Source organism: Vicinamibacterales bacterium (assembly GCA_036012125.1).
In the GTDB taxonomy this organism is placed as follows: domain Bacteria; phylum Acidobacteriota; class Vicinamibacteria; order Vicinamibacterales; family UBA823; genus UBA11600.
On the sequence record DASCOS010000005.1, the window covers coordinates 58,585 to 70,913 of the forward strand.

General features: G+C 55.6%; 10 protein-coding genes and 1 pseudogene. 3 read left to right on the forward strand and 8 right to left on the reverse strand.

Going from position 1 to position 12,329, the window contains the following annotated elements; genetic code table 11:
- Positions 1–10: 10 nt before the first annotated feature.
- The 3 genes from QGH09_02635 to QGH09_02645 form a co-directional block, all read right to left on the reverse strand.
- Positions 11–1,342, reverse strand: a complete 1,332-nt coding sequence (locus QGH09_02635) for an MFS transporter (GenBank protein HJO17083.1) — start codon at positions 1,340–1,342, stop codon at positions 11–13.
- Positions 1,343–1,434: 92 nt separating this feature from the next.
- Entirely contained in the window at positions 1,435–1,767 is a 333-nt protein-coding gene (locus tag QGH09_02640) for a hypothetical protein (protein HJO17084.1), read from the reverse strand.
- A gap of 265 nt (positions 1,768–2,032) precedes the next feature.
- Positions 2,033–3,349 (reverse strand): amino acid permease, encoded by a 1,317-nt coding sequence (locus QGH09_02645; protein HJO17085.1) that lies wholly within the window; start codon positions 3,347–3,349, stop codon positions 2,033–2,035.
- Positions 3,350–3,712: 363 nt separating this feature from the next.
- Between QGH09_02645 and QGH09_02650 the strand changes: the two genes are divergently transcribed.
- Entirely contained in the window at positions 3,713–5,155 is a 1,443-nt protein-coding gene (locus tag QGH09_02650; GenBank protein ID HJO17086.1) for a sulfatase, read from the forward strand.
- A 96-nt stretch (positions 5,156–5,251) separates the two neighbouring features.
- Here QGH09_02650 and QGH09_02655 read toward each other — a convergent pair whose 3' ends face one another.
- The gene (locus QGH09_02655) at positions 5,252–6,676 is read right to left on the reverse strand and encodes an amidase (protein HJO17087.1); all 1,425 of its coding nucleotides are present in this window, start codon (positions 6,674–6,676) and stop codon (positions 5,252–5,254) included.
- 117 nt (positions 6,677–6,793) lie between these two features.
- Here QGH09_02655 and QGH09_02660 point away from each other — a divergent pair, with 117 nt between their 5' ends.
- Positions 6,794–7,882, forward strand: coding sequence for an amidohydrolase family protein (locus QGH09_02660; GenBank protein ID HJO17088.1), 1,089 nt, complete (start codon positions 6,794–6,796; stop codon positions 7,880–7,882).
- A gap of 147 nt (positions 7,883–8,029) precedes the next feature.
- A complete protein-coding gene (locus QGH09_02665) occupies positions 8,030–9,358 on the forward strand; it encodes an AMP-binding protein (GenBank protein HJO17089.1) in 1,329 nt (442 codons plus the stop codon).
- A gap of 30 nt (positions 9,359–9,388) precedes the next feature.
- On the opposite strand, the pseudogene QGH09_02670 reads toward QGH09_02665, so the two are convergent.
- The 4 genes and pseudogenes from QGH09_02670 to QGH09_02685 all read right to left on the reverse strand — a co-directional run bounded on the left by QGH09_02670 (position 9,389) and on the right by QGH09_02685 (position 12,266).
- Positions 9,389–10,630 (reverse strand): annotated as a pseudogene (locus tag QGH09_02670) (YeeE/YedE family protein).
- A 14-nt stretch (positions 10,631–10,644) separates the two neighbouring features.
- Positions 10,645–11,403, reverse strand: a complete 759-nt coding sequence (locus QGH09_02675; protein ID HJO17090.1) for a nitroreductase family protein — start codon at positions 11,401–11,403, stop codon at positions 10,645–10,647.
- A 59-nt stretch (positions 11,404–11,462) separates the two neighbouring features.
- On the reverse strand, positions 11,463–11,879 hold the full coding sequence (locus QGH09_02680; GenBank protein ID HJO17091.1) for an acyl-CoA thioesterase: 417 nt from the start codon (positions 11,877–11,879) through the stop codon (positions 11,463–11,465).
- Between the two features lie 15 nt (positions 11,880–11,894).
- Positions 11,895–12,266, reverse strand: a complete 372-nt coding sequence (locus QGH09_02685) for a carboxymuconolactone decarboxylase family protein (protein HJO17092.1) — start codon at positions 12,264–12,266, stop codon at positions 11,895–11,897.
- Positions 12,267–12,329: the final 63 nt, after the last annotated feature.

A 12,329-nucleotide genomic window follows, 5' to 3' on the forward strand; every position in this document is an offset into this window, starting at 1 on the left:
CGGTTAACTACTACGTTGGCGAATCTTTCGCCGCCAATTGTTGCAGTCGGTACTCCGGTTTAATTAAGAACATGGCTGTCGCGCAGGCAAGCATGATGCCGACTAAGGTGAAGAATGCTGGATAATATGTGTTGCCAGCCTGTCCATACCACCAACCGACCGTGATCGGACCAAGCATTAAGCCAAGCGCTGTTATGGAGCTAAACGTTCCGAGAATTTTTCCCAGATGACCCGGACCAAAAGTGTGTTTCGCGACCACTGGTTCTTCCATCAGAACGCCCCCGTGCGCAAATCCCCGTGCTAGCTGGAAGATGACCAGGGTGACCATTCCCTGTATTCCGAAGGCGAGCGCGATATAGAACGCGATCATTACGTAGCAGACGGAAATCCCTTTGAGTGAATACCGATCGAAGAACCAACCAAAAAAGATCTTTGACGAAAAGCCTAAGATGAACGACAAACTTACGGTGAAAGCCACTCGAGTCAACGTGAAGCCTAGGTCTTTCACCAGAAATGGGGTCACGTTTTGAGTGAACCCCTGATCCACGAATCCAATGAAGAACTGCACCACACAAAGTACCCAAAACACTGGCTTCCTCAAAATGTTCGAAAAGCTGGACCCAATGTCGCCCCGGGTTTCTTCAATTAGCCGACCTTTGACGAATGTGCGTGGACTGGCCGGTTGATTACCGAATTCTCGACTAACTTCGTCCTTCGTCGGAGCATCCTTCACTATGAAGTACACGACTGGGAAGACTATGAAAAGGATCGCGAGGCTCATGATTGGGAGCCCATTGTTCCAGCCAAAGGTTTCGATCAACCAGGCAAAGAAGACAGGGAATACCATGCCGGAGATGCTCGTTGCACTCGCTGCCAAGCCGAGTGCCAAACCTAATCGCCGATTAAACCAGCGGGCGACCAAAGTCTTAGTTGCCAAAAGGAGTGGAATCGAGGAAAACCCGAGCGGAATTCCAGCAAGCCACCACATCCATTTCCCATCAACGAAATGGAAGTAAACAAAGCCCAGCCCCGTCATAGTGGCGCAAACGTACAAGATGGTTTTGACGCCGAAGCGATCAATCAGGAAGCCAGCCCCGAATGCCACAATGGCCGCGGTGCCGGACTTCACTGAATAAATCGATACGACTTCGGCTCGGGTCAGATTCAGTGCATCCTCAACTGCCGGATACATCAACTGGAGCATCATATTCGCAGTGGAGAAAATAAAAATGACACATGGGAAGACGGCCGCAACATTCCACCATCCGTAGTACATCTTGCCGTCAGGGCCTTTTATTTCTGACTGTATTTCGCGAAACACTCTGGCGAAGCGATTACTCATAGCCAATTCTTTCGGTCAATAGCGACGATGTTGGACACGATGATCAATTAACAGAATGCCGGTAAGAGTTTTACACGGACTTCAGGGTTTTTTCAGGCGTCTGCGCTAGACGTCAATTCACCCGCCACGGAGCAAGCGTACCCCTGGCGATCTTCCAAACCTGTTTCAAAGATGCCACGGTCTGCCACCCAGCGCTGCGTACTGTCGAAAATACGTCGGTCGTAGGGTAAGAACACAATCCGTTCACCTGGGCCGAACATCCTCAGGTCCATTACGTCGTGCCACCGGGGCGGAAAGAACTTTTTGTAGAAGTGCGTGTAACGTTCTGGACGAAGGTCGATGTCCACCTGTGCACGCTTCAATGCACGGTAGTACTTTCTAACGTCATCTTCATTGGTGCCGTTCGGAACAAGCGCCGCAATCATGAACGTTGTGTCGAGAATCTTTCGAAAGCCCAGTTGCTCGGCAAGATACAGCTGTCTTGCCCCTTTAACCCACCGGCTGTTACAAATTACCTTAGCTTCGCTGGATCACGTACGCGGCCACGGCACCACCAAACATATCGTTGACCTAGATCCGCTCGACACCGGGGTTATTAATCCTTGCGGCAAGTCGCGCTGCCGCTGCTCAGGTAAAAACGATATTGTCCCCGTAGCTGTCGCAAACAATAGCCGATCTGGCCGCAAGAGACTACACGTCCCTGTTTGTGCGTCTGCTCCAGTACCAAAACGCTGGTATACCAGTGAGCACAAGACTGGTCCCGATAATTGCATCCCATGGATGGCTCCACAGGGTTTGCAAAACTAACGCCCAGGCGACAGTGCCAAAAATTACCGGAATATATGGGTAGCCAGCGACTTCGTGAGGTCGAGAGTCATTTTGACGACGATACCGAAGGGTAACCACGGCGAACGCACCGAGCATGTAGAAAAGCCACACGGCCACTACGACATAGGTGAAAAGTTGTTCATAACGGCCCGTAAAGGCTAGGAAACTGGCCCAGATGCCCTGACATAACAGTGCGTTGCCTGGCACCTTCTGCTCATTGACCGTCGCTGCCCAGTTCACGAAGAGGCCATCACGAGCCAAAGCGTAAGTAACGCGAGCACCCGAGAAGAGTAAGCCATTGACCGCGGCCAAGCAGGAAGCGATAACTGCTAATGTAACTACCCGGCCACCGACACCGCCGAACACGTGTGTCGCAGCGTCGGCCACGATCCGTTGGGAGTCGAACGCGTCGATTGGCGGAAGTGCCCAAAGAACCCCAGAGGTTAATAGCAAAGCGAGCACAGTCGTGGCAATCACGGAATAGGACATAGCACGAGGAAGGGTAACTGACGGGTTCCGGAGTTCGCCGCCAACTAAAGTCACCCCGGTCCAGCCACTGAACGCCCAGAGTGCCGCGGCCACGGCTGCACCAAAGCCGGCGACGGTGCGGGTCAGAGTCGCGTCAGGAAACGGCGCACGAAAGGTATCCATTCCATCGCCGCCGTACCAGAAAAAACCGACAACCATCATGATCAATAACACGAGCTTGACGACCGTCAAGACATTTTGGATTGCGGCGCTGCGACGAAGGCCTGACGCATTCCAAATCGACAATCCCAAGATCAGTGCGACCGCACCGCCTGTTGTCATCACTGGGCTGAGTGGAGTCAAAGCGCCTACGTAGGTCATGCCCGCGATGGCTAAGGCGGCGATCGAGGCCGGTTGGATGACCATCAGCAGTATCCAGCCGAATAGAAACCCCCAAAGTGGGGAATATGCTTGTCCAAGAAAGACGTAGGGTCCGCCCGCCTGCGGATAGCGCGCGCCGAGTTCCGAGAAGGTTGCCGCACCACACCACGTAATCGCGCCAGCAGTTAGCCATGCGAGGGCCGACAACCAAGCCGTGCCGGTGTTGTTGATCACGACACCTGGGATAACGAAGAGGGCTGTAGCCAGCATAACGCCGATGTTAAGCATCAGCGCATCTAGTAGCGTCAGTTCTCGTGTGGTAATCGACACCGATGGTTCTGGTCTAGAAACGAGATAATGTCACGGGCATCGGTCCGCATTGCAATGCGGGCAGGGCCGCCACCGATGCACGAACGCGTCACCATTTGAAAATGTTTCGGATTTACCGTCGTAAGACGTCGGCTGGTGCCGCCACGTCTGCAGTCTAGTGGTCTGATCCTTGCAAAGCAAGCAACTGAAGTGGCTGTGTGCCAAGGAAGCACGTACACGGCCGTCCCGTTCCAGGCCTGTCATACGAAGATATCCCTTCGCCCGGTGAAGAGAATCCCCGATGACTTGTTCCGCACTGTCCTTCGTGACATCGGATGCCCCAGAACGATCTATAATCACGGTCCTTCTGTGGGAACCTTATTGATGCCGACTTGGACGTTTAGAGCGCGAGTTACAGTTGGCGTGTCCGTGCTTCTAATGGTCACCGGCTGCTCGGCGGTTCCGGATGAGCCGGCGGCAGTTGGGGAACGACCACCGAACGTGGTGATTCTTTTCGCCGACGACCTTGGATATGGCGACTTGGGTGTTTATGGGCATCCGACAATCCGGACCCCCAATCTCGATCAGATGGCAGCGGAAGGGCAGAAATGGACTACCTTCTACGTCGGTGCCCCGGTCTGCTCACCAAGCCGGGCTGCATTGCTAACTGGGCGATTGCCAGTTCGTAGTGGCATGTATGGCACGAGGGAACGCACCCGTGTTCTCTTTCCAGACACCCCTAGCGGCATTAGCGCCGATGAGACCACACTGGCTGAGGCACTCGGCGCGCGCGGCTATGCCACGGGTATCTTTGGGAAGTGGCACCTTGGCCATTTACCAGCCTATCTTCCTATGGCTCACGGGTTCGACCAATGGCTTGGTCTACCGTACTCCAACGACATGCAGCAGACGATTAACCGCGACGCCCCGTTTTTGGCGTCAATTTTTCTCGAGCCAAAAAGTGAATACTGGAACGTCCCGCTCATGCGCAACGATGAAGTTATCCAGCTGCCCGCAGATCAAACTCAGCTGACGCGCCGTTATACCGAGGAAGCGCAGGGATTCATCGAGGCGAACCAAGAACAACCGTTCTTTCTGTATCTGCCGTACACCATGCCGCACGTTCCACTGTTCACGGACGAGACGTTCGTTGATGCGAGTGCTGCCGGCCTTTATGGCGACGTGATCGAAGAAATTGATTGGAGCGTCGGACAAATTCTTAGTACGTTGCGCCTACAAGGACTGGACAAGCGAACCATCGTGCTATTTACCAGCGACAATGGTCCATGGCTCGTCTACAAACAGCAGGGTGGTTCGGCCGGGCTCTTACAGCAAGGCAAGGCCACGACTTTTGAGGGCGGAATGCGTGTGCCAGCAATCTTCTGGTGGCCAGGCACAATTTCTCCGGCAACGGTTCACGAAATAGGATCAACGCTCGACGTCTTCACGACGGCGATTACCTTGACTGACGGTGCAGTACCAGCTGACAGACCAATCGATAGTCTCGATTTGACACCGGTGCTGCTTCAGGCCGGTGCAAGCCCGCGGAACACCATGCCTTACTACCGAGCCGATGAGTTGTATGCCATGCGCAAAGGGATGTTCAAGGCTCACTTTATAACGGAGGGTTCGTACGGCGAGCCACCAGCGCGTAAGGAGCACGACCCGCCGCTGCTCTACCACCTCGGCGAAGACCCCGCGGAACGATTCGACGTTGGCTCTCAGTATCCCGGAGTGATCGCCGATATCCTTGCTGAGGTCGAGATCCACCGTGAGGGCTTAGAGGTCGCCGATTCGGTTTTTGACCTACGGCCGCCCCTGGAGTGAATTTGCTACTTCGCTGTCTCGAGGTTTTGGCAGCGCAATTCTAAAGACCTTGTTCACCTCGGACAGAGATACATACGTGGCCCCAACTACCCACCGTTACCCAGCTCCGGCGATCGCAGGCCGGTGCTGGCCTACGCCCGTCACTTGTTCGAACGCGTAAGCAAGCTGGAGTAGTCCGAAATCATCTTCGGTGCGTCCTACAATCTGGATACCTACCGGCAAGCCAGTGTTTGTGAAGCCGCAGGGCACTGCAATTGCCGGGAGTCCGGTAACCGAGATGAAGTAGCACGACCGCATCCAGTCAAGATAAGTCTGAAGCACCTCGCCGTTGATCTCGGTGACGTAAGGGGTGTTGACATCAAACGGCGGCACCTGACTCACCGGAAGTACTAGAAACGCGAACGTTTCAAAAAAATCCTCGACTCGTTGCGCCAACTTAGTCCAGGCGACTGTAGCTCGATCGAGCTGTTGAGCATTGAGCCGGCGGCCTTCTTCGATATTCCAAACGACGGAGTCTTTGAGGACAGCACGATGTGAGTCAAGCAGCTTCCCGAATGCGAACTCGTAGTACCAGGCTCTCCAGACGCGGAAGATTTCATCCGCATCTGACAGGTCGGGTTCTGCGTCGTCAACTTGACACCCGAGTGTCTCAAGCATTGCTCGATTTGGCTCTACGACGGCGGTCACACGACCATCTATTGGTAGACCACCCAACGAACGGCTCCATGCGACGCGTGTACCACTGAAATCGCGGATGAGAGACTGTCTGAAAGACAAGCCTGGCTCAGGTAGTGCAATCGGTGAACGCGCATCGGGACCAGCGATCACACTCAACATCAATGCAACATCTTCCACCGTTCGGGCTATTGGTCCCTGTACGTCAAGCCGAAACTCCGGAACCGGCGTTGGCCATACTGGTATCCGCCCCGCTGACGGCCTGAGCCCAACGACGTTACAAAATCCGGCGGGATTCCGTAGTGAACCGCCGAAGTCCGTTCCATCGGCGATGGGTGTCATTCCGGTAGCAACTGCGACCGCCGCACCGCCACTGCTCCCACCGCACGTCTTGGTTAGGTCGTACGGGTTCCGTGTTGCGCCGAAAACTTCGTTGAATGTTTGTGATCCCGCACCGAATTCCGGCGTGTTCGTCTTGCCGATCGTGAGCGCGCCGGCGTCACGCAAGCGCTCAACGATCAGTCCGTCGTGATCCGGTATTTGGTCGGCAAACACGCGGGAGCCGAGCGTGGTCCGAATGCCCCTAGTCGGTATCAAATCCTTGTGCGCAACCGGTATCCCGTGTAGTGGACCGACCGACTCGTCACGAGCGATTGCCTCATCGGCTTTCCCGGCAGCGGCCATCGCCTGCTCAGCCACGAGCGTTACAATGGCGTTGACTTTTGGATTCACATGTTCGATCTGTTCTAGATGAGCGGTCATCACCTCGCGTGCTGATACATCCTTGGTAGCTATACGTCCAGCAAGTTCGGTGGCGGTGAGGAAGCAAAGGTCGAGTTCTGACATTGCAAGCGTGGCCGAAGGGCCGATTATAGCTGTGGTTGGAAAGGTTAGGCAGCAGCGGTAAGATTTGGTTGCCCGCGGTTCCCGCGGCATTGACCACCCGTTCGGGAGGAGACCTGCATGAAGCTTGGTCGATTCATTGTTGATACTCACGTGCATGCTCAGCGGTTCGCGGCAGGCCCCGAGTTTGCGAAAGCGAAGCTGGATACCAGCAAGGCGCGCTACAGCGACCTCGGACGTGTTATGCGGGGCCTGACACCTTACGATAATTCTGCTCGACTCCTATACGACATGGACTGCTATGACGTTGACATGTGCGTGTTGCTTCCGGCGTTTGGCATGACGAATGCTCTCAATCTTGAAGTTGTCGAGCGACACCCCGACAAGTTCGTGGCGGTGTGTACCGCCATGGAGACGCAGCGGAAGGCGCGGAAGGGCGAGATCGAATGGACGCCTCAGGCGGCGGCGGAGGAAATTGACGAACTGCTGTCGACGGGCAAGTTCGTCGGGCTGGGCGAAGGGATGCCGGCAGATCACACGAACAAGCGGACACTCGGCCAGACGGAACGGATGGACCAGATCCGCCCGATTATGGACGTTGCGAAGAAACATAAATCCGTTGCACGTATCCATACCGGCGTCGTAATGGGCTATTCACTCACGCATCATTTTTGGCCTGAGTCGCTTAATCCGATTTGGGCCACCGACCTGGCTGCCGAATATCCCGACGTGCCTATCGTGCTTGACCACGGCGGCCTGCAAGGTTGGTGGTCGCAGCGATTCGTCGAGGAAGCGATGACCGTTGCGGCGGCCCACGACAATGTCTACCTTGAGACCGGGTTGTGGTGGACTGAGATGTACATGAAGGCCTTGCTCGACCCGAACATCGGTCCAGAAAAACTGCTTTGGGGCTGTGATTGGGGTGCTAGCATCCCATTCCATGCGCAATACGGGAACCAACCTCCAGCCTATGCTGTTCAGCTTCGAAAGGAACCCCTCGTTAGACATCAGGTGGATGTGTGGGGTTGGAGCTTGAAACAACTTCTACGTCTCGACATTGTGCAAGATGACCTCAACCTCATTCTTGGTGGTAACGCCGCACGACTCTATGGGTTGCCTGTACCGCATAAGCGGCTGTTCCGGCCGGTTGGCGGTGAATTGGTTCCTCAGCCTGGTGAGCGAGATTCGATTCCGCCCCGGTGTAGTTGATGTCGAGGTCCACCGGCCATCTCACGGTGGCGGGTACAACGATCCGAGCACAGGTGCCGTCGGCTAGTTCTGTAGGCGTTAGCGAGCGAGTTTGGCTGACCATTAATCCGGAACGTTGCACGTTGTTTGCTTCAAGGTAATTCAGTGATGGTAATGCTGCCCGACTATACGGTGCTAGACCCCGGCCTAGAACGCTTGACGCCGGCTGAGCTTCGCGCGCTTCAAGCTGAGCGGTTGCGGGAGATGGTTGCCTACGTGTACGACGCGACGCCATTCTGGCGGCGAAAATTCGCCCAGGCCGGCGTTATCCCTGGTGATATCAGCGGTCTCGAAGATCTTGCAAGTTTACCGTTCTGCACCAAGGAAGAACTACAAGCGGACCAGGTCGAGCATCCACCGTTCGGGTCGTACGTTGGCGCCGAGCGTACACGGCTGACGAAATTCATGACGACGTCTGGTACGACAGGTCGTCCGCTGCGGCGAGTCTTTTCAGGCCGCGACTGGGGTTACGTGCTCGACAGGTTTCAACGGAACCCACGTGTGGGGCCTGGTGACATTACGATGACCTTGGGACCGGTGGATGGTCTGATGGGACCAACGGCGGGAGCCGAAGGTGCCGCGCGTGCTGGAGCGATGGTTGTGCTGGCCGGCTTACTTGATTCAAAGACAAAGCTTCGGCTTATGGAAGAGATCCGTCCGACGAGTGTGAACGGCACAGCTTCGTATCTCTTGTACCTGATCGACCTTGCTCAGGAAATTGGCATTAATTTGCCCGGATTGGGAATTAGGGTTGTCCTGTCTGTCGGCGAGCCAGGTGCAGCAGTAGCCGCGACACGTAAACGACTAATGGATGGTTGGGGCACATTCGTCAATGACGGCTACGGCATGACCGAAATCTTCCCTCTTGGTGGAGGTTGTCGGCATTCCACTGCATTGCATATTGCTAGCGACCTGGTGATTACCGAAATCGTTGATCCTGATTCGGGCAAGCCCGTCTCTCCTGGTGAACCTGGTGAGGTTGTGTACACGAATCTGGTCGGCGACACGCAACCGCTGCTGCGGTATCGGACACGGGATATTGCGAGGCTGGCCGCCGACGATGCCTGCGCATGCGGCTTCACTGGTACTCGTTTGCGTGATGCGATTGAGGGTCGCGTCGATGACATGATTTGGTTTCGCGGCGCAAATCTGTATCCGTCCGCGATCGAGGGTGTTGTGCGCAGTTTCGCCGAATTGGGGCACGAGTATGAGATCGTCATTGGCGGCAGCGGGACGTTGCCGACACTGACCATCCGTGCTGAGATGAGGCCAGGCATTGAGGAAAATGCTAAGGCAGAGTTAGAGCAGCGACTCCGCCAAGCACTGTCTGCTGCTGTGCGCGTTAGGTCGAAACTTGAGCTTCTTCCCCCGGATACGCTCCCACCATGCGATACCCACGCGAAGGCGCATCGGGTTGTCGATAAGCGGTCGTCCTAGCAAGCCCAACGCTCAAGACGAAATGATTGTTTAGCAGCTTCCTTCGGTTCGCTCGACAGTGAGACCAAACATTGGCCGCAGCCACGTGCCGAGGATACCTCCGCAGAAAGCTGCCACGAGCCAGAGCCAGCCATGGAGACTACCTGAGGCAATCCCGCTAAAGTACGCACCGACATTGCACCCGTAGGCCTGTCGGGCGCCATACCCCAGCAGTAAGCCCCCCAAAATAGCTGCGACAAGTGACCGCCGCGGAATATGCCATACCGAACCGAAGCGTCCGGCGCACCCGGCCGCTGCCATCGCGCCAAGGAGGATTCCGAGGTTCATGACAGTTGTGATGTCGGTGACTAAACTGTTTTCGAGTGCCACGGCTCTGTAGGGTGACGACCAGTAGGGCCAAGATGCCGGGTCAAATCCGATCACCCCGGCCATTTTTGACCCCCAGAGCGCGAAGCCCGAGGTCACCCCCCAGGGTCGTCCAGCTAGGGCCAGCGTAGCAAAGTTGGCGAGTGCTAAACCGATAGCGCTAACGACAAGCGGCCAAGGTCCCCTCAGGAGACGAGCAACCCCATGCCGTCTTGGGTCTTCTTCTTTTTCGGACCACCTGACCTGTCCATGCCGCTGACGCTCCCCAATCAGTGTGATGGCTACCACCACTCCGAACATCGCAAAACTTATTGTGAGTCCACCGATCAGACCGAAGTTCGTGAGCAGTGACACCGCTGGGAGATCGGGCAGTGCCTTCCACCAGTGTTCGTGTGCCGCACCAAAGGTTGAGCCAACGATGAAGGCCCCAAGTGTGATGACTGAGCGTGTGTTACCGCCACCGGCGGCAAAGAGGGTCCCAGTCGCTCAACCGGCACCGAGTTGCATGCCGATACCAAACAGAAATGCGCCGGCTGCAACTGACAAACCCAGTGGGTCGACATTCCCACGGACCGAATCAGTGAAAATTGGTGTACCCGATGCCAGAACTGGGAAGAACAGGAGACAGGCCGCGGCCAGCATGAGCATCTGTGCTCGCAAACCGGTGCCGCGACGATCGGCGATAAACACCCGCCATGACGACGTGAACCCAAACGAGGCGTGATAAAGAAGTAAACCGATGACGCCGCCGACCAGAAACAACATGGCCTGTTGTATGTGCACGGTCCGTGTGAGGTAGACCATGCCGGTCGCAAATAGCACTGCGGCTGTTCCGATGACTCGCGTGTCGACGCTCGGTATTCCCACGGGCGTAGCCGCACCCGTTGAGTAAAACTGTTGCGGCATTATTAATTTACCCGTTAGTCGATTTTTGACTCGTCCTTGTACATAACTTTGTGTCGGGTATTCTTAATCCAAAGTTTGACCTGCTCGTCGGACATAACGTTGGCAGGGTCGAAGCGGTCCCAGTTCATAATCTGGTTTAGTCGTTTCTTCCAGCGCTTGTAAGATGGCTTGAGTGGTGGGCCGAAACACATGATGTCAACGAGCGATAACGCTTCTGGCACGCCAAGCATCGGTTTCACAACTTCCTGAATGCGCGCTTGTCCGATCGCTGTGACCCACCAGACGGCATAGCCAAGCGAGGCGGCAGCGAGGTGTGCCGACATCGTCGAGGCGGCGACACTTTGAAGCAAAATGCGTTCGGCGTTCTCTTTATACATCTGTGCTTGGGCTGAGTCGTCGGAGAGAACCGGAAACGCCTGAATGAAACGAAAGTCCGCAGCGACCACAATGAATCCAGGCGCAGTCTGCATCCCGGTATAGTTGGGTGTCGGGAAACTCATCTTCAGTTTGGCGCGCGTCTGCTGCTCTTCAACGAAAAGGTCGCCGATCGCAGTTTTTTGTGCGGGATCACGGACTACGATGTAGTGCCACGGTTGGCAGTTGGCACCGGAAGGCCCATGCCTCGCGGCCTCGAGAATCAGTTCGAAATGTTCGGTGGGGATGTCGTGAGCCGCGAACGCCCGGTTCGTCATCCGTGTCCGGACGACGTCCATGAGTGCTTCGTAGCGATCTCGCCGGTCAAATTGATCGGCCCTGTGGTGGACTTGCGTCATAATATTTATCCTCGAACTTTTTCAAGCGTGAAAGGAAACAGTATAACTAGCTTTCAGGCTTAATCGTCGAAGTGAGCAATAATGTCGGAGGGAATCGGATCAGCCCGCATCCCGCGCGCTGAATCAGGCGCGTCGACAACCCAAGCCCGGAGTTCGAAACCCTCTAACGCTAACCGCCCATCAGTGTGGGCGACGCGGTGCTTGACTAACAGGGTCTTCCGCCGCCATTCCTCGACCCACGTGTCCATTGTGAGTGGTTCGCCGAGTTGACACGGGTTTTCGTAGCGTGCGCCAGTTTCGAGTAACGGCATCCCAAGAATACCGCGCTTACGTAGCGCGGCGTAGGCCAGCCCACTGGCTGCGAAGAGCCGCTCGGTGGCCTGGTCGAACCAGATATAGAAGTGAGGATAAAAGACGATGCCGGCAGCGTCACAGTGCGCCCATTCGACTGTGAGTGCCTGGACCAAATGCTTCATGGGCCTAATGCGCTCCTATGCAGCCTCTTCGTCGAAGATTTTATTGATGATCTCAGACGCCAGATTGAACGCCGGCAGGCCACGAAATAGAAATGTCAGCCCAGCCACGGCGTGCAGTTCTTCCTTGGTTGCCCCAGCACGTTTGGCCGCGCGCGCGTGGAACTCAGCCGCCGGAGCCAAGTGCGCTAGCAGGATGCCCACTAGGATCAACTGAGCTGTCTTTACGTCGAAACATTTCGGGTACATCGCAGTCTGACGGATCTGTTCAGTCTGACGTAGTAACTCAGGATCGACCTCAAGACCAAGACGAATACGTTGTTGAATACGTGGCGGGACAAATCCAATTAGCTCGGTATAAACCTTTTCGTAATCTTCTTGCACACTCATGGCGTTCCTTTCCGAAGTGGTTGCAATCCTTGGTTGTCGCCTCGCCCCCTCGAGACCAGAGAA